Source organism: Lentzea terrae (assembly GCF_003265345.1).
GTDB classification, from domain to species: Bacteria; Actinomycetota; Actinomycetes; order Mycobacteriales; family Pseudonocardiaceae; genus Lentzea; species Lentzea terrae.
On the sequence record NZ_QFWW01000006.1, the window covers coordinates 319,386 to 339,658 of the forward strand.

The 20,273-nt window shown below is 67.7% G+C and carries 24 protein-coding genes; 14 read left to right on the top strand and 10 right to left on the bottom strand.

Annotation, left to right across the window (positions count from 1 at the left end):
* Positions 1–161: 161 nt before the first annotated feature.
* The 7 genes from DI276_RS10625 (at position 162) to DI276_RS10655 (ending at position 5,612) form a co-directional block, all read left to right on the top strand.
* The gene (locus DI276_RS10625) at positions 162–590 is read left to right on the top strand and encodes a hypothetical protein (RefSeq protein ID WP_157984627.1); all 429 of its coding nucleotides are present in this window, start codon (positions 162–164) and stop codon (positions 588–590) included.
* A 104-nt stretch (positions 591–694) separates the two neighbouring features.
* Positions 695–1,816, top strand: coding sequence for a PLP-dependent cysteine synthase family protein (locus tag DI276_RS10630; protein ID WP_112263088.1), 1,122 nt, complete (start codon positions 695–697; stop codon positions 1,814–1,816).
* Entirely contained in the window at positions 1,813–3,066 is a 1,254-nt protein-coding gene (locus DI276_RS10635; protein WP_232836572.1) for an MFS transporter, read from the top strand. Before DI276_RS10630 ends, DI276_RS10635 begins: the two co-directional genes overlap by 4 nt.
* 26 nt (positions 3,067–3,092) lie before the next feature.
* On the top strand, positions 3,093–3,467 hold the full coding sequence (locus DI276_RS10640) for a DUF6153 family protein (RefSeq protein ID WP_112263090.1): 375 nt from the start codon (positions 3,093–3,095) through the stop codon (positions 3,465–3,467).
* 55 nt (positions 3,468–3,522) lie between these two features.
* Positions 3,523–4,125 (top strand): DUF305 domain-containing protein, encoded by a 603-nt coding sequence (locus DI276_RS10645; RefSeq protein WP_112263091.1) that lies wholly within the window; start codon positions 3,523–3,525, stop codon positions 4,123–4,125.
* Between the two features lie 186 nt (positions 4,126–4,311).
* On the top strand, positions 4,312–4,677 hold the full coding sequence (locus DI276_RS10650; protein ID WP_112263092.1) for a BlaI/MecI/CopY family transcriptional regulator: 366 nt from the start codon (positions 4,312–4,314) through the stop codon (positions 4,675–4,677).
* A complete protein-coding gene (locus tag DI276_RS10655; RefSeq protein ID WP_112263093.1) occupies positions 4,674–5,612 on the top strand; it encodes a M56 family metallopeptidase in 939 nt (312 codons plus the stop codon). The genes DI276_RS10650 and DI276_RS10655 overlap by 4 nt, the downstream gene beginning before the upstream one ends.
* Positions 5,613–5,621: 9 nt before the next feature.
* Here the strand turns inward: DI276_RS10655 and DI276_RS49850 are convergent, their stop codons facing one another.
* The 4 genes from DI276_RS49850 to DI276_RS10675 are packed head-to-tail and all read right to left on the bottom strand — an operon-like array spanning position 5,622 to position 8,421.
* Entirely contained in the window at positions 5,622–6,179 is a 558-nt protein-coding gene (locus DI276_RS49850; protein ID WP_232836573.1) for a hypothetical protein, read from the bottom strand.
* A 45-nt stretch (positions 6,180–6,224) separates the two neighbouring features.
* On the bottom strand, positions 6,225–7,406 hold the full coding sequence (locus DI276_RS10665; RefSeq protein ID WP_112263095.1) for a transglycosylase SLT domain-containing protein: 1,182 nt from the start codon (positions 7,404–7,406) through the stop codon (positions 6,225–6,227).
* 59 nt (positions 7,407–7,465) lie between these two features.
* Positions 7,466–7,921, bottom strand: a complete 456-nt coding sequence (locus DI276_RS10670; RefSeq protein WP_112263356.1) for a hypothetical protein — start codon at positions 7,919–7,921, stop codon at positions 7,466–7,468.
* Positions 7,922–7,959: 38 nt separating this feature from the next.
* On the bottom strand, positions 7,960–8,421 hold the full coding sequence (locus DI276_RS10675; RefSeq protein ID WP_157984629.1) for a TVP38/TMEM64 family protein: 462 nt from the start codon (positions 8,419–8,421) through the stop codon (positions 7,960–7,962).
* Positions 8,422–8,791: 370 nt separating this feature from the next.
* On the opposite strand from DI276_RS10675, the gene DI276_RS10680 reads away from it, so the two are divergent.
* Complete coding sequence (locus DI276_RS10680; RefSeq protein WP_157984630.1) at positions 8,792–9,730, top strand: DUF3152 domain-containing protein; 939 nt, start codon at positions 8,792–8,794, stop codon at positions 9,728–9,730.
* A 3-nt stretch (positions 9,731–9,733) separates the two neighbouring features.
* Here the strand turns inward: DI276_RS10680 and DI276_RS10685 are convergent, their stop codons facing one another.
* Entirely contained in the window at positions 9,734–11,245 is a 1,512-nt protein-coding gene (locus tag DI276_RS10685) for a multicopper oxidase family protein (protein ID WP_112263357.1), read from the bottom strand.
* A gap of 229 nt (positions 11,246–11,474) precedes the next feature.
* On the opposite strand from DI276_RS10685, the gene DI276_RS10690 reads away from it, so the two are divergent.
* The 6 genes from DI276_RS10690 to DI276_RS10715 all read left to right on the top strand — a co-directional run bounded on the left by DI276_RS10690 (position 11,475) and on the right by DI276_RS10715 (position 17,171).
* Positions 11,475–11,756 carry a metal-sensitive transcriptional regulator gene (locus DI276_RS10690; RefSeq protein ID WP_090063762.1) on the top strand — a complete coding sequence of 94 codons (282 nt, stop codon included), beginning with the start codon at positions 11,475–11,477 and terminating at the stop codon, positions 11,754–11,756.
* Between the two features lie 34 nt (positions 11,757–11,790).
* Positions 11,791–12,000 (top strand): heavy-metal-associated domain-containing protein, encoded by a 210-nt coding sequence (locus tag DI276_RS10695; protein WP_112263098.1) that lies wholly within the window; start codon positions 11,791–11,793, stop codon positions 11,998–12,000.
* An 11-nt stretch (positions 12,001–12,011) separates the two neighbouring features.
* Positions 12,012–12,965: a hypothetical protein gene (locus DI276_RS10700; protein ID WP_112263099.1), complete on the top strand. Its 954-nt coding sequence runs from the start codon at positions 12,012–12,014 to the stop codon at positions 12,963–12,965.
* A gap of 28 nt (positions 12,966–12,993) precedes the next feature.
* Entirely contained in the window at positions 12,994–15,240 is a 2,247-nt protein-coding gene (locus DI276_RS10705; protein WP_112263100.1) for a heavy metal translocating P-type ATPase, read from the top strand.
* A gap of 58 nt (positions 15,241–15,298) precedes the next feature.
* On the top strand, positions 15,299–16,087 hold the full coding sequence (locus DI276_RS10710) for an alpha/beta fold hydrolase (RefSeq protein ID WP_112263358.1): 789 nt from the start codon (positions 15,299–15,301) through the stop codon (positions 16,085–16,087).
* 85 nt (positions 16,088–16,172) lie between these two features.
* Positions 16,173–17,171: a hypothetical protein gene (locus tag DI276_RS10715; protein ID WP_112263101.1), complete on the top strand. Its 999-nt coding sequence runs from the start codon at positions 16,173–16,175 to the stop codon at positions 17,169–17,171.
* A 100-nt stretch (positions 17,172–17,271) separates the two neighbouring features.
* Here the strand turns inward: DI276_RS10715 and DI276_RS10720 are convergent, their stop codons facing one another.
* The 5 genes from DI276_RS10720 to DI276_RS10745 form a co-directional block, all read right to left on the bottom strand.
* Complete coding sequence (locus tag DI276_RS10720) at positions 17,272–17,658, bottom strand: DUF2231 domain-containing protein (protein ID WP_112263102.1); 387 nt, start codon at positions 17,656–17,658, stop codon at positions 17,272–17,274.
* A gap of 110 nt (positions 17,659–17,768) precedes the next feature.
* The gene (locus tag DI276_RS10725; RefSeq protein ID WP_198680553.1) at positions 17,769–18,152 is read right to left on the bottom strand and encodes a hypothetical protein; all 384 of its coding nucleotides are present in this window, start codon (positions 18,150–18,152) and stop codon (positions 17,769–17,771) included.
* A 297-nt stretch (positions 18,153–18,449) separates the two neighbouring features.
* Positions 18,450–18,671 carry a heavy-metal-associated domain-containing protein gene (locus DI276_RS10735; protein ID WP_112263103.1) on the bottom strand — a complete coding sequence of 74 codons (222 nt, stop codon included), beginning with the start codon at positions 18,669–18,671 and terminating at the stop codon, positions 18,450–18,452.
* 13 nt (positions 18,672–18,684) lie between these two features.
* The gene (locus tag DI276_RS10740; RefSeq protein ID WP_112263104.1) at positions 18,685–19,758 is read right to left on the bottom strand and encodes a sulfite exporter TauE/SafE family protein; all 1,074 of its coding nucleotides are present in this window, start codon (positions 19,756–19,758) and stop codon (positions 18,685–18,687) included.
* Between the two features lie 108 nt (positions 19,759–19,866).
* Complete coding sequence (locus DI276_RS10745; RefSeq protein WP_157984632.1) at positions 19,867–20,265, bottom strand: hypothetical protein; 399 nt, start codon at positions 20,263–20,265, stop codon at positions 19,867–19,869.
* Positions 20,266–20,273: the final 8 nt, after the last annotated feature.

The following is a 20,273-nucleotide window of genomic DNA, read 5'->3' on the forward strand; positions in this document are numbered from 1 at the left end:
CATACGACTTGGGTATTCACGTTTGACAGCGAACGTGAGGACACATCGCCGCATCATGTGGATCGTCCAGGGAAAACGCGGCATCACAGGTGATCATTCGTCCACAATGGACACGATTGTGCGATTCACTCCTGTATCGCGATCGCGATATGTTCGTAACCGTGCGGATCCAGGCGACGACACTCCGTGGCGTCCGATCGACGGCGTTGGCCGTCGTGCTTGCCGTGCTGTCGTTCTTCGTCCTGAGCGCGCTCTGCTCCGCGGAAGGCCATGCTTCGGCCGGAGTGAGCCACGAACACGCGACTGACTCAGCGCACGGACACGGCCTCGCGCACACCGCCGAACCGTCGCCGTCCGACCATTGTCATCACGACCGCGAACCCGTCCACCGCAAGGCCGCGCTCGACCGTGCCCTGCATCGTCCGGACGACACGGCGTGGGACGCGCAAACGTCCAGCCACGGCGTTTCGGCCGGCCTCGGCAACACGACCGTCTCCAGTGGACTCGGCGCGGCTTTCTGGGCACGTGCAAGCGGTCCACCCAGGCCGGGCCGCTGGCTACTGGTTCTCCTCGGCGTCGCGCGGAACTGATCAGCGCGCAGCAGATCAGGCGAAATCCCGGTAACAGCACCGGTTTCGCCAGTTCGTGCTGCCCACGATCACCCCCGGATCACGCGCACAACCTTGAGGACACCATGCTCGTCACCCAGGGCCAGCCCAGCACGCTGGCCGTTCCTCCCGCACGCATGCTCACGTCGTCGTCCGCACCGCTCTGCCACACCCCGGCATCGGTCGTCGGCAACACCCCGGTCCAGTGGATCGACGACCTGTCCGGCCTGTCCCCGCACGGGTTCTGGGCCAAGCTCGAAGGCTTCAACCCCGGCGGCATGAAGGACCGTCCGGCGTTGCACATGATCGCCAAGGCGCGTGAACGCGGCGAGCTGGCACCCGGTGGCACCATCGTGGAGTCAACCAGCGGTACCCTCGGCCTCGGACTCGCGCTCGCGGGCATCGTCTACGGCCACCCGGTGACCCTGGTCACCGATCCCGGCATGGAGCCGATCGTGCAGCAGATGCTGCAGGCACACGGCGCCCACGTCGATCTCGTCCCGGCTCCGCATCCGACCGGCGGCTGGCAGCAGGCCAGGCGCGACCGCGTCGCGCAGATCCTCGCGGAGACGCCCGGCTCGTACTGCCCGGACCAGTACAACAACCCCGACAACGTGACGGGCTACGAGTCACTCGCACTGGAACTCGTCGCGCAGCTCGGCCGCGTCGACGTGCTCGTCTGCTCCGTCGGCACCGGCGGACACTCCGCGGGAGTATCACGAGTACTGCGGGAGTACTTCCCCGACCTGCGACTGGTCGGCGTCGACACCATCGGTTCGACGATCTTCGGCCAGCCCGCGCGACCACGCCTGATGCGGGGGCTCGGCTCCAGCATCTTCCCGGGCAACGTCGACTACCCCGCGTTCGACGAGGTGCACTGGGTCAACCCGGCCGAGTCCGTGTGGGCATGCCGCAAGCTCGCCGCTCACCACCACGCCAGTGGCGGGTGGAGCGTCGGCGCGGTGGCGGTGGTCTCCAGCTGGCTCGCCCGCACCCACGATCCCGACGTGCGCATCGCCGCCGTCTTCCCGGACGGTCCGCACCGGTACTTCGACACGATCTACAACGACACCTACTGCGCGGCGAACAACCTGCTCGTGACCACGCCGCAACCCGAACCGGCGGAGATCGCCACCACGAGCGACCGCGAGGTCACCGAATGGACCCGCTGCCTCAACGTTTCCGACCCGATGAGGCATCAGTCGTGACGAACACGTTCCAGCAGTTCCGGTCGTTCGACCGACCGGTGCAACTGCTGTTGCTCAACCAGTTCAGCATCAACGTCGGCTTCTACATGCTGATGCCCTACCTCGCCGTGCACCTGTCCGGCGAGCTCGCGCTCGCCGGATGGGCGATCGGGCTGGTGCTGGGCGTGCGCAACTTCTCGCAGCAGGGCATGTTCCTCCTCGGCGGGACGCTCGCGGACCGGCTGGGCTACAAGCCGCTGATCGTCGCCGGGTGTGCACTGAGGACAGTCGGCTTCGGGCTGCTCGGGTTCGTGGACACGCTGCCCGCGCTCGTCATCGCCTCCGCGGCGACAGGCTTCGCCGGCGCCCTGTTCAACCCGGCGGTGCGCGCGTACGTCGCACAGGACGCCGGGCCCAGGCGGGTCGAGGCGTTCGCCCTTTTCAACGTCTTCTACCAGACCGGAATCCTCGTCGGCCCGCTCATCGGGCTGGTGCTGACCGGGGTGGACTTCTCGATCACCTGCGCGGTCGCCGCCGTGGTGTTCGCGGTGCTCACCGTGCTGCAGATCCGATCGCTGCCGGCACCCAAGGCCACGACTCCCACCGGGAGGACCGTGCTGCAGGACTGGCGCAACGTGTTCGGCAACCGCAGGTTCGTCCTGTTCGCGGCCGCGATGACCGGCTCGTACGTGTTGTCCTTCCAGATCTACCTCGCCCTCCCGCTGCAGGCACGCGGCGTTGCGGGCGACGGTGTCGGCGGCACCGTGCTGGTCGCCGCATTGTTCGCGGTGTCCGGTGTGATGGCCATCGCCGGGCAGTTGCGGGTCACCGGGTGGTTCCGGCAGCGGTACGGCACCGACAGGTCACTGGTGATCGGGATGCTGGTCCTGGCAATCGCTTTCTTGCCGTTGGCACTGCCCACACCGTCGAGCGCACCGCTGGTGTTCGTACCAGTGCTGTTGTCCGCGACACTGATCGCGTTCGGCACGATGGTCGTGTTCCCGTTCGAGATGGACACGATCGTCGCGTTGTCCGGTGATCGGCTGGTCGCAACCCACTACGGGCTCTACAACACGGTGGTGGGTGTCGGCATCCTCGCGGGAAACCTGTTCACCGGCACCGCGCTCGACCTCGCACGGACGGCCGGGGTGCCTGCGCTGCCATGGCTGGGCCTGACTGCGATCGGGGTGTTCTGCGCCTGGTGCCTGTACGCGCTCAACCGCGTGCCGGCAGTTGAACCGGTTGGAGCGCTGACCCGTACAAAGCAGTGATGCAACCTACTAGGTAGGGTAGTTACATGGCTCCGAGCACGCACGGCAGGACGACCCAGTGGGTCCTGCTGTGCGCGCTGTTCCTCGGTGTTGTCGGGATGCACCACGTCAACGTGAGCAACGACATGTCGCCCACACACGGGTCCATTTCCACGAGCGCGCACCACGCGCCGCCGTCCGAGGATCCAGCACCGCAGCCGATGCACGAGATGTTGCACTTGTGCGTTGCCGTGCTCTGCGCCGTCGTATCACTGCTCATGCTCGTGGTGCTGCTGATGCGCACGGCGCACCCGATCGCAGGTCGCATCCTCGCGTCGGCGGCGTGGCCACGAGCTCCCGACCGACCGCCGCCCAGAGGCGGTCGCGACTTGCTCAGTTCCCTGTGCGTGTTGAGGTTGTGATCAGCCTGGTCCCCAGAGGCAGTCACTTTCCCCAGCACAGAAGGAAGAACCACCAATGAGGAAGTCTCTGATCGTTGCCGGCTTTGCGGCTGTCGCGCTGGTCACCGGGTGCAGCAGCAGCAACGACATGGGGGGCATGCAGCACAACTCGACCGCTGCCTCGACCCCGGCTTCCGGCCAGCAGGCGGCGGACCACAACGATCACGACGTGCAGTTCGCGCAGGAGATGATCGCCCACCACCAGCAGGCGCTGGACATGGCGAAGATGGTGCCGGGCAAGAGCACGAACCCGAAGGTCACCGATCTCGCGAAGCGCATCGAAGGTGCGCAGGACCCGGAGATCAAGACGATGACGGCGTGGCTCTCCAAGTGGGGTGCCTCCCCGACGGGGTCGTCGATGCCCGGAATGGACCACGGCTCAATGGGCAGCGGCAACGGCATGATGACCGCCGAGGAGATGACTAAGCTCGGGCAGGCCACCGGCGCCGCGTTCGACAAGATGTGGATGGAAATGATGATCAAGCACCACGAGGGTGCGATCACCATGGCCAAGACCCACATCGAGAAGGGCAGCAACGCCGAGAGCAAGAAGCTCGCGCAGGACATCATCGCCGCGCAGCAGGCTGAGATCACCGAGATGCAGGGGCTGTTGAAGTAGAAGCAACAACACGTTCAGGCCGGGGCAGAGCGATTTAACCCCGGCCTGAACGCTGTTCTCACCGAGTCTGGGGGAATTTCCTCGGCGAGGATGGAGGCTGGAATGGGGACCCCAGCCGCTTCCTACTATAGCGAATCGTAGTCAGAACCGGCCGTTCCTGCCGTATCCTCTCTGCCAGGAGGAACGATGCACGGACTTGGCGAGTTGGAAGCCGCGGTGATGAATGTCCTGTGGCAGGGGCACCCGCTCAAGGTGCGCGAGGTGCTCGACCGGCTCGAAACGGGAAAGAAGCTCGCGTACACCACCGTGATGACCGTGCTCGACAACCTGCACCGCAAGGGCTGGGTCACTCGCGAGCTCGAAGGCAAGGCGTACCGGTACGAGCCTGCGCTGAGTCGTGCAGAGGCGGCTGCCCGCACCGTCCGAGATGTACTCGTCTCCTCAGGAGATCCTGAAGCCGTGCTGATGCACTTCGCGCAGTCGGCGACGGAGCGCGAGTCCGAGCTCCTGCGCCGAGCACTACCGAAGAAGAAGAGGTCCTCCGCCTCATGACGGTCGCGGTCTCGCTGCTGATCGGCGCGGCGCTGATGAGCTGGTTCGCACCCACGGTCCTGGCACGCCGCGTCGTCAACGGCGGCGATCCACTGGTCGCGGTGGTCGCGTGGCTGACGTCGGCGGCGGCAGTAGCTCTCACCACGCTCGGCGGCGTTGTTCTCCTCCTTCTCCCGAACCACGGGTTCGGGGAGACCCTGCTCGCCGCGCTGGACAACTGCTGGTCCTCGGTCCGGCACGGCACTCCGCCCAGCGTCGAGGCAGTCAGCGGCGTCGTGGGCGCCTTGCTGCTGCTCGGCCTCAGCGTGCGCCTGGTCGTCGGTGCGTTGGGCAGCGCGCGACGACGTGCACGCAGACGTGCCGACCACCTCGCGGTCCTGCGCATCGCCGCACGTCGCGACGGCGAGATGTTGTGGCTCGAGCACGATGAACCGCTGGCGTTCAGCCTCACCGGGCGCCCTGGTGTCATCGTCGCGACGGACGGCCTGACCAAGCAGCTCACCGCTCCTCAGGTCGATGCCGTGCTCGCGCACGAACGCGCCCACCTGACCGGTCGTCATCACCTGATCGTCGCGATCGGCGAGGCGATGGCCGGCGCATTCCCGTTCCTGCCGCTGTTCAAGCTGGCCCCTGGGGTACTGCGTGAGCTGGTGGAACTGGTCGCGGACGCCGCGGCTGTCCGCGAATGCGGCGCGGACGCGGTGCGCAGCGCCCTGCTCAAGGTGTCCCGCCACGGTGCGCCGGGCACGGCCCTGGCGATGAGCGGTACCTCCATGGACGTGCGCGTCGAGCGGCTGCTCGACGGACCTGCTCCGGCAAGCCGACGGCGTCAGCTGTTCTCCTGCGGGCTGGCGGGCGTCACCGCGATGATGCTTCCCGTCCTGGTCGCTGTGGGCGCGATGTTCGCCGTGGTGACCGTCGCCTGCCCGGCCTGATCAGATCGTTCACCGGTCGGCAGGCTGCAGCCGCGCCATCTCGGCCATGACGAGCCAGCGCCCGTCAGCTTGACGGCGCAGCGTGACGAACGTTTCGCGGAGCCGGCCGTCGCCTGATCGCCACGTCGCCTTCGTGGTCGCCGCCGACTGCTCCTCGTTGCCGGCAGCCACCTCCACGCTGATCACGACCGCCTTGCCGGTCGCCTCGACGACCAGCGAGCCACGCGGGTTGTCAGGGTTCTCGGGCGCGAGGTACGGCAGCACCCGGCGGTTGGCGCGACCGAGCTCGTCCGGCTCAGCCGAGTGCGCGGCCTCGAGGTAGGTCTTCGCCACAGACCGGGGATCGGCGAAGTTCGTACCCGCCGCTGCTGACGGTGTCTCCGAGAGCGGCGCCGGTGGTGTTTCGCCTATCGCGGATCGAGCAGCAGGCCCGACAGGCTCCTCGGTCGTCGGCGGAGCTTGCGACGACGGTGGAGCAGACGTGGCCACCGGTGGCTGTTCTCCGTTGGTGTCCCTGTCGATCAGCACGGACACCAGCAGCAGACCACCCGCAGCCAGTACGGCCAACAGAACGCCTCTTGGACTGCCGGCTGCCATCGCGGTGCTCCTCGATCACGCGGTGAAGCTGATGTGCAGGTGGTCGTAGTGACCGCCAGTGGGATTGGTGACGTCGTACACACCCGCGCCGGTGTACTTCTCGCCCCACCCACCCTGGTCGCCGGTGGTCGGATCCCAGTAGCGCCCCTGCCAGATGATGTAACGGATCTTCAGCGGGCCGGCGTAGGCCCGCGCCCAGGAAGCCATCCGCCAGCCCGCTGCCAGCCGCTCGCCGGCGGGAAACACACCGAACCGGTCCGGGAACACGTCGCAGGCCTTGCCGGTGGGATGGTCGCTGAACGGTGTCTCCGGTCGCGCGCCGTAGCAGGTGACCGAGGCGATCTGCGGCCCGAAGGCGCTGCGGATCTGTTGCAACGCGTGGGCGGTTGCCGCGGTGAGACATCCCGCTGTCGTGGGGTCGTCGACGACGCATCCCGTCGGCGGCCCGGTGTAGGGCACCGGAGCGGGCAGCCCGGTGAGATCCGCACCCCCTGGCACCGGTCCCCCATCACCGGCTGGTGCGGTCTCGGCAGCGGCCCACTCGCGTTCGTACTTGCGGATGTTGTCGAGGTAGCGGCGGATGAGGGACACGCACTCATCACCGCATCCCGCTTCGCCTGACTGAGGAATACCAGTGCGGCTCAGCAACACCCGGCCGCAGCCGGCGATGTGGCACACGCTCATCGCGTCGTGAGGATCGAGTGGTTTACCCGTCTGCTTGATGTGCGCGGTCATTCCGCGCAGGTTGCTGCACAGGAACTTCAGCCCGAGTCTCATGTGGATGGACGGATCGTAGATGTCCGCTCCGGACGGAGGTGGAACGCTCGTCCACGGCTGTCCGCCGAGGTTCTTCCAGTTCGCCTGGTTGATCTGGAGCAGTCCCGCCGCACCACCGTTGCTGTCGTTGCTCCACGCGGTCGGCCGCCAGCCCGACTCGGCCTGCACTTCGGCGATGACCCGCAACGGGTTGAGCTCCGGACAGTCCGCGGCGACGAACGACGTGATGATCGGAGCCATTTCCCGAGCCAGCGGCGGGATCTTGGTGATGTCGAAGGTGACCTGCCCCGTCGCCGCTCCAGCGACCGCACCCTGGTTGGTGTTGCGGACCATGAAAGGCAACACGAACACGAGTTGGATCGTCAGGAAGGCCGCCAAGGCGACCACGCACACCGCAAGCACAACGTGCGGCACCCTCATGAAGCCTCCTGCCGGGCAACAACTCGTGACTTACTATCACGAGTAGTACATCCGGTCCACTAGGCCCCTATGGGTGAACACGCAACGGCAGTGCACTCGCGTCGTCGCCACCGCACGGCCACGGCCGTTGCGAGCACGGCCAGCGACGCCAAGGCGAGCAAGGGTTGCAGAGGAGCCCAGACGCCGAGCGCCCCGGACACGCCCAGCAACGCCATGACGATCTTGTTGCACACGGGACATCCCACCGCGAGCGCGCTGAGCAGCGAGCCACCGCAGACGCGGACGGACCCGCTGCCGTCCTGCTGACCACAGGACCGGATTCCCGCCCACACAGCCGTGAGGACCGCCGTGAACAGGAGCACGGGCGGCTCCCACCACCGGACCGGGGTCATCCGCGTGAACATCGAGTTGTCGATGACGTCGGTCGGCACCCCGACCACGGCAGCGCTCAACACCGCACCGGTGACCGCGCGAGTCCAACTCCACGACCAGGTCTGCACCTGAGCGTCATCCATCGACACCCCCGCCACTATCTACTATTCAGAATAGTAACCTATGAGGTGGCGCCGGCACGACGGAGAAGATTGCGGCCCCACAACACTCCCGCGACTCCGAGCACCAACCAGGCGGCCAGAGCTGCGATCGAGCGCGGCGACCCGAAGTCCAGCACGGCATCGCCCAGCAACGCGGCGACCAGCGTGGTGGGCACGAGCCCGAGAGCGGTGCCCAGCACGAACAGCACCGGACGCACAGCCGTCACACCGGCGCCGTAGTTCGACGCGGCGAACGGGATCACCGGCAACAGCCGCAGCACGAGGGTCGCGGCCAAACCGTTCTTGGCGAACACATCGTCCAGGGTGCGCATGCGGCCGCCGCCGAGCCACCGCGCCACCGCCTCCCGCCCCTGCAACCTGCCGATCCCGAAGGAGATCACCGCGCCCGCGATGAACCCGGCGACGGCGAGGGCGGCTCCGGGCAGCACGCCGAACAGCAGGCCGGAGGCGGTGGCGAGCACGGGTTTCGGGAAGAACGCAGCGGTTCCCCCAGCACACAACAACAGGAACGCGAACGGCGCCCACGCACCTGCCCCGCGGATCCAGGAACGGATCTCGTCCCGCCGGGCAGATCCACCATGAACGAAACGACGACCAGGGCGACAACCAGCACCACAAGTGCGATCGCACGCACCTCACGCATGAACAACCCACACTTCCGTCTGGTTCGGGCGTTCGATGGTAAGCGGAGGACCTCATAACCTACGAATACGTGTAGTAGGAGGCAGGGCGACAGCCGACCACTGCCGATGTTCGACGGCGATCTTCTCCGGTGACCGTCCTCTCTCCCTACTACGGACCTTCGTAGGTGCTGTGACATGCTGTTGCGCGATGAAGCAACAGCTGCGCGAACGACCGGCCGGCAGGCCGCTGGTCGCCAGGCTGGATCCGGTCCGCGGCCGTTCAGCCCGGCGCCCTCGTCGACGTCCGGTCCGGGAGTGGATCGCGGCGGCCGTCGCTGTGCTCGTCCTGTTCGGACTCAGTGCCGTGGCTGTACGTGACACGTTGACGCCTCCGCCTTCCGAGACGGCAGCTCCTACCCAGGACCTCGATCAGCCCAGTGTCGTCGCGCACGACCAAGCCGGGCACGCGCTCACCAACCGGACACCTCCCGCGCCGAATCCCGATCCGAAGGTCTTCGACGCGGTGAAGGCATCCGCCGAACTCCCGCCCGGTGGAGACTTCACCGTCCAAGGCGCGAAGCGGTGGACGGTCGTTCCCGGAACCAGCCCCGCGGTGGGCGGCCCCAGCAGGGTCACCTACACCGTCGAGATCGAGGACGGCGTTCAGCTCGTCGGCGGCCCCGAGACCTTCGCCGCCGACGTCAGCACGATCCTCGCCGACCCGCGCAGCTGGATCGGCGATGGAAAGCACGGCTTCCAGCGCGTCGACTCAGGCAAGCCGGACCTGCGGATCAGGCTCACCTCGCAGATGACCACGCGGGACGTGTGCGGGTTCGCGATCCCGTTCGAGGGCTCGTGCGTCAACGGGGACAACGTGACGATCAACGTCGCACGCTGGGTACGGGGTGCGGTCTCGTTCCAGGGTGCCCTGGTGGAGTACAAGCAGTACGTGGTCAACCACGAGGTCGGCCACGGCCTGGGTTACGACCACAAGGCCTGCCAGGAGAACGGCGCGCTGGCACCCGTGATGATGCAGCAGTCGTGGGGTATCTCCAACGACTACCTGGCCGCGTTGGGCACTGACCGGGTGAGCAAGGACGGCAAGGTGTGCAAGCCCAACGCCTGGCCTTATCCCACCGGACAGTGACTGTCACTCCACATAGGACAGCACTGCCATCATGCCCGCCTCGCCGTGGTACACGTTGTGGCAGTGAGTGAGCCATTGGCCGGGGTTGTCGGCATCGAAGTCCACGATCAGTTCCCGATTGGGCAACACGATCGCGGTGTCGCGGCGAGGGCCGATCTTACCGTTCGCCCGCATCTGGAACGTGTGGCCGTGCACGTGCATGGGATGGAACATCTGCGACTTGTTCTTCATCCGCAACCGCACCACCTGCCCGGAGCGGATCGGCAGCCCGTCGGTCGGGTCGTACGCCTTGCCGTTGATCGTCCAGGTGTACTTGTCGCCGGGGCCTTCCAGGACGAGGTCGTGGGTCACGTCCGGCTCGCGCAGCGGCAGAGCGACGCTGTCCGCCGCCCGGAGTGCGTTCATCTCCGGCACGACCAGCTTCGCCAGTTCCGCAGCGAGCGCTTCGCTGCCCACTGACGCCGCCACTCCGGTCGACAGCATCACTTGAGCGAACAAACCGCGGCCCTCGGCGAGAGCGAGCACGGGCACCGTCCGATCAGGCACGGTCACGACGCAGTCGAGCCGCTCCCCCATGCCCAGCAGCACGACGTCCAGCTCTACCGGCACCACGGGGAAGCCGTCCGCGTGGGTCACGGTCATCGGCACGCCTGGCACGCCGAGCCGGAACACCGTGTCGGCCGCAGCGTTGATCAGCCTCAACCGGATGCGCTGCCCCGGCTTGGTGGCGAAGGTCTGCGGGGCCTTCCACACCTTGCCGTTGGCGAGCACGTGCGGATAGATGACGTCGCCGGCGTCGCCCCCGAGCAACTCGGACTTGGGCATGGAGGGCATGCCGGGCATCGAGCCGTGGTCCATGCCGGGCATGCCGTTGGCCCGCAGCTCGTCGAACACGGCATCCGGCGTCCGGCCGAGTCCGTCGAGCCAGTCGTCGAGCACGACGACCAGTTCGGTGTCGTAGTTCCCCCCGTCCTCCGGGTCCTCCACGATCAACGGCGCGTACAGGCCGCGGTCGAGTTGGACCCCCGAATGCGGGTGGAACCAATAGGTTCCGGGGTCTGGTGCGGTGAACTCGTAGGTGAAGGACCCACCCGGCACGATCTCGCTCTGAGTGAGGCCCGGCACGCCGTCCATGTCGTTGCGCAGCGCAAGGCCGTGCCAATGGATGCTCGTCGGCTGCGGCAACTGGTTGCGCAGCTCGACGTTCAACAGGTCACCGCGCCTGATCCTGATCTCCTTGCCGGGGAGGTCTCCGTACGACCAGGTGCTCGCCGTGATGCCGCCCAGGTCGACCTCGGACTGGACCGCGGCGAGCTTGATCGACGTCTTGCGCGCACCCGCGATCTGGCGGGCCCGCTCGGCGGCTTCCACTTTCGGAGATTTGGGACCGATGAGGTTTCCACCGCCGGAGGACCCGCCGCTGCTCGCGCAGCCCGCGGCGCCTGCGGCAACCGCGAGACCGAAGCCGAGCCGGAAGAGGTCCCGGCGGCCGAAGGATGCGGGCTGAGCAGTCATGACGTCCTCCAAAATCATCTACTAAGATGCATAGTAGCCACTTCGGCGACGGGCTTCGATCACAACGCCTCCGGCACGTGCCTCGGGTCACAGTTGATACCCCTACCCCGTATCACCACCAACCCTTGCACACCCATACCCCCCTTAGGTATAAAAGACGGCAAGCGCCCGTCGTTCCCCCGGTCAGTTGCGACCGGCCGCGCGACGGACCGATCGACAGGAGCGGTAGATGCACGGCTACACCGACAACAAAGAGGCCCACCTGCGGCGCCTGAAGCGCATCGAGGGCCAGGTGCGCGGTCTGCAGCGGATGATCGAGAACGACGACTACTGCATCGACGTGCTCACCCAGATCTCCGCGGCGACACGCGCACTCCAGGCTGTCTCACTGGGACTGCTCGACGAGCACCTGAAGCACTGCGTCAGCGAGGCCATCACCGAGGGCGGCACCAAGGCGGACGAAAAGATCGCCGAGGCCAGCAACGCCATCGCCCGTCTCGTCCGCTCCTGATTCCGAAGTTCCACCAGCACACGAGGAGTTCCCCATGGCCGAGTCCACCTACACCGTCACTGGCATGACCTGCGGTCACTGCGTCAGTTCGGTGACCGAGGAGATCAGCCAGATCGGCGGCGTGCAGAAGGTCGACGTCGAGCTGTCCAGCGGCCAGGTGACCGTCACCAGCGACCAGCCGGTGGCGGAGGACGACGTCCGCGCCGCGGTCACCGAGGCCGGCTACACGCTCGTCGCGAGCTGAAAGGACCCGAGATGAACACCGCCACGAAGGTGACCGCCTACGCGGGCGTGCTGGCGATCGTCTTCGGCGGCGCATGGGCCGCCGGCGCCGCTGTCGGACCGCTCGGCGACGCGCCTGCGCCCGCCGCGATGGACCACGGCGCCGCGCAGTCCACCTCCAGCAACACCGGCGACAAGCTGCCGCCCGGTCTCTCCGTAGCGGAGAACGGCTACGTGCTCAAGCCGTTGCGCACCACGGCGACCGCCGGCGAGCAGCAGCCGTTCCAGTTCACGATCGGCACCGCCGACGGCGGCACGGTCACGAAGTTCGACGTGGAGCACGAGAAGCGATTGCACCTCGTTCTGGTGCGCCGGGACGGTTCCGGCTTCCAGCACGTGCACCCGGAGATGGCCGCGGACGGAACGTGGTCTGTTCCGCTGACCCTGCCCACCGCCGGCAGCTACCGGGTCTTCGCCGATTTCAAGCCGGAGAACGGCACCAAGACCACGCTCGGCACGGACATCCAGGTCGCCGGTACTTACGAGCCGAAGCAGTACGACTCCGACACACGTGAATTCACAGTGGACGGTTACACGGTGCGCCTCGACGGGGAACTCAAGCCCGGCGCGGAGTCCATGGTAACCACGACCGTGACGAAGGGCGGCAAGCCGGCCACGGACCTGCAGCCGTACCTGGGCGCGAACGGCCACCTGGTGGCACTGCGCTCGGCCGACCTCGCCTACCTGCACGTCCACCCGATGGACGCACCGGGCGCCGGCCCTGAGGTGAAGTTCATGGTCGAGGTCCCGACCTCCGGTCGCTACCGCCTGTTCCTGGACTTCCAGCACGAGGGCAAGGTCCGCACCGCCGAGTTCAGCCTCGGCACCACCGGAGCCGCCCCCGCCCCGTCCACACCTTCCACGTCCACGGCCACGTCCGCTCCGGCCACCCCGCCTGCCGACGACCACGGCGGTCACGGTGGCTGAGCCCGGCACCCTTGAGGAGGCGCGCTCCATGAGTTCACCGACAAGTGAGATCGAGCTGTCGATCGGCGGCATGACCTGCGCCTCCTGCGCCGCGCGGATCGAGCGCAAGCTGAACAAGCTCGAAGGCGTCCAGGCCAGCGTCAACTACGCCACGGAGAAGGCCAGGGTCAGCTTCCCCGAGTCGCTGACCGCCGAAGACCTGGTCAAGGTCGTCGAGAACACCGGCTACACGGCCGAGCTTCCCGCTCCCCCGCAGGCCGACAAGAGCACGGAACAGGTCGAAGTAGATCCGACGCGGTCGTTGCGGCAGCGGTTGATCACCTCGGTGGTGCTCACCGTGCCGGTGATCGCGCTCGCCATGATCCCGGCACTGCAGTTCACCTACTGGCAGTGGCTATCGCTCACGCTTGCCGCACCCGTCGTGGCGTGGGGTGCGTGGCCGTTCCACAAGGCGGCGTGGACCAACCTGCGGCACGGCGCAGCCACGATGGACACGCTGATCTCCATCGGCGTCGGCGCGGCGTTCCTGTGGTCGCTGTACGCGCTGTTCCTCGGCACCGCGGGCACGCCGGGCATGACGCACGGCTTCTCGCTGACGATCGAGCGGATGTCCGGCGCGGGCAACATCTATCTCGAAGTCGCCGCGGGCGTGACCACGTTCATCCTCGCGGGCCGCTACTTCGAGGCCCGGTCCAAGCGTCGCGCCGGTGCGGCACTGCGCGCCCTGCTGGAACTCGGCGCGAAGGACGTCGCGGTGCTGCGTGACGGTCGCGAGCAGCGCATCAGCATCGACGACCTGAAGGTCGGCGACCGGTTCGTCGTGCGACCGGGCGAGAAGATCGCCACCGATGGCGTGATCGAGGAGGGCAGCTCGGCGATCGACGCGAGCATGCTCACCGGCGAGTCGGTGCCCGTCGAGGTCACCACCGGTGACGCGGTCGTCGGCGCCACGGTCAACGCGGGCGGGCGGCTGGTCGTGCGTGCGACGCGCATCGGCGCGGACACTCAGCTCGCGCAGATGGCGAAGCTCGTCGAGGACGCGCAGAGCGGCAAGGCGGAGATCCAGCGCCTGGCCGACCGGGTCTCCGCGGTCTTCGTGCCCATCGTGATCGCACTCGCCGTCGGAACGCTGGCGTTCTGGCTGGGCGCGGGTACGGGTGCCTCGGCGGCGTTCACCGCGGCCGTGGCGGTGCTGATCATTGCTTGCCCATGCGCACTCGGTCTGGCCACTCCCACCGCGTTGCTGGTCGGCACTGGCCGTGGAGCACAACTGGGCATCCTGATCAAGGGTCCGGAAGTCTTGGAGTCCACTCGGCGGGTCGACACCGTCGTGCTGGACAAGACCGGAACCGTGACGACCGGCCAGATGAGCCTGGTCGAGGTCCACGCCGCAGACGGCGTGAGCGAGGAAGAGGTACTGCGCCTGGCCGGTGCGCTGGAACACGCCTCCGAGCACCCGATCGCCAGGGCGATCGCCACCGGCGCCACCGAACGCGTCGGCGAACTGCCTGAGGTCGAGGGCTTCCAGAACCTGGAAGGCCTCGGCGTGCAGGGAGTCGTCGGCGAGCACGCCGTCCTGGTCGGCCGCGCTCGACTGCTCGAAGAGTGGAGCGTCCGGCTCAGCGAAGAGCTCACCACCGCGCAGAAGGAAGCGGAGGACAAGGGCCGCACCGCCGTGCTGGTGGCATGGGACGGCGAAGCGCGCGGGGTGCTGGTCGTGGCCGACACGGTCAAGCCCACCTCGGCCGAGGCGATCGCGGGCCTGCGTGGTCTCGGACTGCGGCCGGTGCTGTTGACCGGTGACAACGAAGCGGTTGCCAAAGCCGTGGCCGCCGAGGTCGGGATCGACGAGGTCATCGCCGAGGTGCTGCCCAAGGACAAGGTCGATGTGGTCAAGCGCCTGCAGGCCGAGGGCCGCGTGGTCGCGATGGTCGGCGACGGCGTGAACGACGCTGCGGCGCTGGCCCAGGCCGACCTCGGGCTCGCGATGGGCACCGGCACGGACGTCGCCATCGAGGCCAGCGACCTCACGCTCGTGCGTGGTGACCTGCGTGCGGCGGTCGACGCGATCCGCCTGTCGCGCCGGACGCTCGGCACCATCAAGGGCAACCTGTTCTGGGCCTTCGCCTACAACGTGGCCGCACTGCCGCTGGCCGCGCTCGGCCTGCTCAACCCGATGATCGCCGGGGCCGCGATGGCGTTCTCCTCGGTGTTCGTGGTGAGCAACAGCCTGCGTCTGCGGGGCTTCCGCAGCGCGAACAAGCAGACCGTCTGATCCGTGGTCCGGCTCGCGCATCCGCGAGCCGGACCACTTCCACACTGAGGGGGCAGTGATGCAGGACAGGTATGTCACCAGGGCGGGCGCGAAGATCGCGTACGAGCTCGTCGGATCCGGACCAGTGCTCGGCTATGCGCACGGCGTCTTCCTCAGCCGCGCGGCCGTGCGGCGACTTCATCTCCTCGACTTCGACACCCTCGCGGCCGGCCGTCAGCTGCTGACCTACGACCAACGCGGCCACGGCCACTCGACCGGTCGCCCGATCGCGGACGACCACCGCTTCGAGAACTTCACCCTGGACCTGTTCGCCCTGCTGGACGAGCTGCGCCTCGACGAGCCGATCGACTTCATGGGCTCCTCGCTGGGCTGCGCCGTCGCGTTGCGCGCCGCCATCATCGCCCCAGAGCGCTTCCGCCGCCTCGTGCTGATCATCCCGCCGGTGGCATGGGAAGAAGGACCCAACCAGGCACGGCAGTGGTACACCGACAACGCCGAGGTCATCGAGTCGCGTGGCGCCGCGCACTGGCGGCAGGAGTGGGCGCGCAGGGAACCTCTGCCGATCTTCGCCGACTACCCGGCCTTCGACCTCACGCCCGACATCCCGGACGAGCTGCTCGCCCCGATCCTGCGCGGCATCGGCGAGTCGGACCTCCCCGCGCCAGAGGAGATTGCAGCCCTGCCTCACCCGGCTCTGATCCTCACGTGGGACACCGACCCGCTGCACCCCGTCTCGACCGCCGAACGGCTCCACGAACTGCTGCCCGAATCGACCCTGCACGTGTCGCACACGGTCCCGGACGTGCAGACCTGGACGAACCGCATCACCGACTTCCTGGCTCGTTAGAGCCACCTCAAATACTATGGAACATAAGAGATAGGCACGTAACCGAAGCCATCCCTTGCGGTCAAAGCGAGGGAAGGAGCGGCACATGTACGCGACCGGGCAACACGTGGATGTCTCAAACCGCTTCGACTGGGCGGTGGCCGGCGGCTCGGCACTGCTCTTCGGCGGGATCATGCTCGACGGATGGGCTCACCACAACGTGAGCTCTGTGCTGGAATCGCCGTTCACACCGTGGCATGCCGTTCTCTACACCGGTTTCGCGGTGCTGGCCGCGATCCTGCTCTCCCCTGTCGTCCGGTCCTGGCGTTCCACCCGTCCGTTGGAGATCCCGCCGGGTTACGGGCCGTCGTTGCTGGGGGTGGCGCTGTTCCTGGTCGGCGCCGCGGCGGACATGACCTGGCACATGATCTTCGGCATCGAAGTGGACCTGGAGGCGGCGCTCAGCCCGACGCACCTGCTGTTGCTGTTCAGCGGCGTCTTGATCTTCTCCGGCCCGCTCCGGTCAGCGTGGCTCACCTCCCGCGACGAGGTAGCACCACTGCCGGCACTCGTCTCGCTGATCCTGACGTCGTCGCTGATCGGGTTCTTCGCGGAGTTCGGCAGCGTGTTCAGCAACCTGTGGCCGACCGGCCGCACCGCGACCCAGCTGTCCTCCGGTGCCGAGGTTCCCGCCGAGGCCGGACAAATGATCGGTGTTTCCGGCGTTCTCGTGACGACGACGGTCACCATCGGCACCATCCTGCTGCTCGTCCGCAGATGGCGCCCGCCGTTCGGCGCCGTGACACTGCTCTACGCGCTCAGCATCGTGCCCGGCAGCGTTGTCCACGGCACCGAGCAACTCGTCCCGGCGGTCCTGCTCGCCGGACTGTTCGGCGATCTGGTCGTCCGCCGGGTGCGGCCGAGCTCCGACCGGCCTGCCGCGCTGCGGGTCGTGGGCGGAACCGTTCCGGCCGTGCTCTACGCCCTGTACTTCCTCACCCTGGCGCTGACCGACCGGATCGAGTGGCCGGTCGAGCTGTGGGCCGGGTCGATCCTCCTGGCCGGGGCGGCCGGCCTGCTGCTGAGCTACCTGGCAGTGCCGTGAAAGTCCACTGTGGAAAGAGATTGATCAGCCCCTGACAGCCATCGCGCAATCGGCGTCCGGTATCAGTGCGGTTGTGCGTCCCGACTGGTCGATCGCCGGCTCAGACGCGCCGATGTGCCAGCAGCGCTCCGCTGACCACGCCCGCCACGAGGAACAACGCGCCGATCAACGACACCACGAGCGCCTGCATCCCGACGGGCTGGTCGAGAGGCTCGGCCTTCCTCAGCACATAGCCGGAGAGGAAGGTGATGAAGGCTGCGGTCATCAGTCCGAAATGGACGAGAGCCAAGCGAAAGGTCTTGGTGTGCGCGGGAATCGGCAGTGAGTCGAGGAACCCGGCCACTGCGGCGACACCCGCGGCCAACAGCCCCCACCCGATCAGCGAGGTGGCCGCTCGAACATCTGGCGCCGGGTCGACGGCCGAGCGGGAGGCGAAGTCCAGGACGAGACTCACCGACCAGCACCCGACCGGGAGCAGCCCGAGCACAGCGTGCGGCCTGGTGTGCCGCCGCCACGGTCGCTACCGGGTTGTATCCGTCTTGCCGTCAATCCACACCTGAACAATCCTACTATTTAGAATAGTAGAAAGCGGCGGATCTACTCGCCAGTCTCGACAGCGTCCTCGTCAACTTCGGGCAGCGCCTTCCGGTCGATCACACGGGCCACGAGGCCGTCGGGCATGGCGGCGCGACCTGGGCCGCCCGCAGCGACCCACGCGAGGATGTCCCGCGTCGCCTCCTCGCCGAGAACTCCGCCGAACCAGGCAGGACGGGCTCCTTGTGCACGCGCCGCCGGCGCGGGGCGAACGACCACGACATTGGAGTAGTCGCACGAGTCGAGGCAGTTCGCGACGCTGACATTCCCGGCACCGACGCCCTCGCGCAACGCGCGCAGTTGGCTTTCATGGTCGATGCCGGGGTGCTTCTCCGCGGTGCCACAGCAGCAGCCACGGCACACGGTCAGCTTGCTCAAGTCGGTCACGTGATCTCCAGGTCGAAACGGCGCGGGGACGGATGCTACCTGCAGGTTTAGGCCGTCACCGCGACAGCCCGTGTCGATCCCCCGCACCACCTACGGCCAGGCCGGAGTCGGCCGCGCGGTGTCGCGCAACGATGGCGGTGGACAGCGTCCGCGCGGTGCACGCCTCGACCGAGGGTGTTCCCGTGAAGATCGCCGACATCGACTCGATCGGCCCCATCAACGTCATCCGCCGCCGCGAAGGATGACCCGTTGCGCCGGGCGGGCTCTCCCGAGCCGCCCGGCGCCCGCTGGACATCGTCAGGACATCGGCGAGGCCTGGTAGCCGAGCTCTTCGATCGCGCGGATCACGTCCTCGGGAGCGCTCTGGCTCGGATCCAGCTCGACCGTGCTGCGCCCTTGCTTGACGGTGGTCTGGGTGCTTTGGACGCCAGGCAGGTCTTCGAGAGCGTCGTCGATGAGCAGTGCGCAGCTGCCGCAGTGCATGCCCTCGACCCGGAAGACGTGTGTCGTGGTGGCCACAGTGGATCCTCTTTCAGACGATGGTGATGACGCCGGTGTACATGCCCATCCCGCAGGCGTAGTCCAGCCGTCCGGGCTGGAGCACGCCCAGATCGATGCGGGTCTCGCCCTTCACCGGCAGGATCTTCTGTTCGTCGCGGATGACGAAGGACCGCACGCACCCCTGTGCACCAACCGATTCCACCACCAGCGTCGTGGGCACACCGGAACGCACCTGGACGTTCGACGGGCTGTAGGAATCAGAGCGCGCGGTGATCGTCACCGTCTGCTTTCCGTCCGCCTCGGACACAGCATTGGTGTCGGCGGGAGCGTCAGCGGGTCCGAAGGCTTGCGCGATCCTGCTTGCCGCCACGGGTGATCCGGCCAGTTCCAGGCCTCCGTTGAGCGTGTACAGGCCCATCGCCAGCACCACCAGGCCGGTCACGACGGCGAGCCTGCCCTTCCAAGCGGTGGCCGCTTTGCGCGCGGCGTAGCCGAGGATCGCGAACAGCGGACCGGTGCCGAGCACGAACACGGCCATCGTCGCCGCTCCCGACAACGCGGACCCGGACGCGAGCGCCAACGCCTCCACCGACAGCGTGACCCCGCACGGGATCAGCACCGTGGCGAAGCCGAGCAAGGCCGGCGCAAACGCGGCCTGCGAACGGGCGCGGCTGCGCACGATCTTCATCCAGGACACCGGCGGCTCGATGACGATGCGACTGAAGCCTGGCACCCCGAGCTGCGCCAGTCCGAACACGATGATCAGCAGACCGGCACCGATCTGCAGCCAGGTCCGCAGCCCGACCGACAGCTCCACGACGCTGCCGAGCGCGCCCAGCAACGCACCGAGCAGCGTGTGCGAGACCAGCTTGCCCGCCAGGAAGCCACCGACCGGGGCCAGGTCGTCACCCAGCTGGGCGCGCCAGTTCCGCCGCTCTGCGACCGCGGCGGCCTGCTTGTTCTTTCCACGGCGAGCGGGGGCCGCCGGTTCGGCGATCGCCGCGCGCTGACGGGTGATCAATCCGGTGAGCAGGCCGCCCTGCACCGCAGCGCAGGACACACCACCGGCGAACAAGCCGGTGACCAGGACAGCAGCAAGATTCACGAAAGCTCCTCCAGGTGGGACGGGAAAGGCCGGAGGACGCGCCGAGGTTCCGGTGGCGCGTCGTTGCCCGCCACCTCGGCGCCGAACCGGGGTGCGGGCAGACCTCTCCTAAATCCGCAACCGACAGAGTGTCGCGAGACTTGGCGCCCGTGGCAGGACGACCTCGCCCAGCACCGTGCGAACAGACCGCGATGATGCCGCTGAGCTGCGCAAACCGGGCAGCCTCAACCCGGCGACGATGGCGATGACGGCCACGATGAGCATCAGGCAAGCGGCGAGTGCGCCGTCCGTGTCGCTGCCACCCGGCGTCTCCAGATCCGGAGCCACGAGCATCCCGGCAGCGACCGGGTGTTCGAGAGTGGTTTCGTGGCCGCCGTGCGCCATCGACATGCCGTCGGTGCACTGCACGCCCACCATCAGGGCCAACCCGGCGAGCACGGCCAGAACGACGGCCAGCCGCGAGAGGTGTCCTCGCGCGCTGTGCATGCTGCGGGCCGTGCCGTTCATGGCCGACA

Bases quoted from the DNA above. Each gene is read 5' to 3' on its own strand.
- DI276_RS10630 (WP_112263088.1), top strand. From the start codon at position 695: ATGCTCGTCACCCAGGGCCAGCCCAGCACGCTGGCCGTTCCTCCCGCA.
- DI276_RS10640 (WP_112263090.1), top strand. From the start codon at position 3,093: ATGGCTCCGAGCACGCACGGCAGGACGACCCAGTGGGTCCTGCTGTGC.
- DI276_RS10645 (WP_112263091.1), top strand. From the start codon at position 3,523: ATGAGGAAGTCTCTGATCGTTGCCGGCTTTGCGGCTGTCGCGCTGGTC.
- DI276_RS10650 (WP_112263092.1), top strand. From the start codon at position 4,312: ATGCACGGACTTGGCGAGTTGGAAGCCGCGGTGATGAATGTCCTGTGG.
- DI276_RS10655 (WP_112263093.1), top strand. From the start codon at position 4,674: ATGACGGTCGCGGTCTCGCTGCTGATCGGCGCGGCGCTGATGAGCTGG.
- DI276_RS10665 (WP_112263095.1), bottom strand. From the start codon at position 7,406: ATGAGGGTGCCGCACGTTGTGCTTGCGGTGTGCGTGGTCGCCTTGGCG.
- DI276_RS10670 (WP_112263356.1), bottom strand. From the start codon at position 7,921: ATGGATGACGCTCAGGTGCAGACCTGGTCGTGGAGTTGGACTCGCGCG.
- DI276_RS10680 (WP_157984630.1), top strand. From the start codon at position 8,792: ATGAAGCAACAGCTGCGCGAACGACCGGCCGGCAGGCCGCTGGTCGCC.
- DI276_RS10685 (WP_112263357.1), bottom strand. From the start codon at position 11,245: ATGACTGCTCAGCCCGCATCCTTCGGCCGCCGGGACCTCTTCCGGCTC.
- DI276_RS10690 (WP_090063762.1), top strand. From the start codon at position 11,475: ATGCACGGCTACACCGACAACAAAGAGGCCCACCTGCGGCGCCTGAAG.
- DI276_RS10695 (WP_112263098.1), top strand. From the start codon at position 11,791: ATGGCCGAGTCCACCTACACCGTCACTGGCATGACCTGCGGTCACTGC.
- DI276_RS10700 (WP_112263099.1), top strand. From the start codon at position 12,012: ATGAACACCGCCACGAAGGTGACCGCCTACGCGGGCGTGCTGGCGATC.
- DI276_RS10705 (WP_112263100.1), top strand. From the start codon at position 12,994: ATGAGTTCACCGACAAGTGAGATCGAGCTGTCGATCGGCGGCATGACC.
- DI276_RS10710 (WP_112263358.1), top strand. From the start codon at position 15,299: ATGCAGGACAGGTATGTCACCAGGGCGGGCGCGAAGATCGCGTACGAG.
- DI276_RS10715 (WP_112263101.1), top strand. From the start codon at position 16,173: ATGTACGCGACCGGGCAACACGTGGATGTCTCAAACCGCTTCGACTGG.
- DI276_RS10745 (WP_157984632.1), bottom strand. From the start codon at position 20,265: ATGAACGGCACGGCCCGCAGCATGCACAGCGCGCGAGGACACCTCTCG.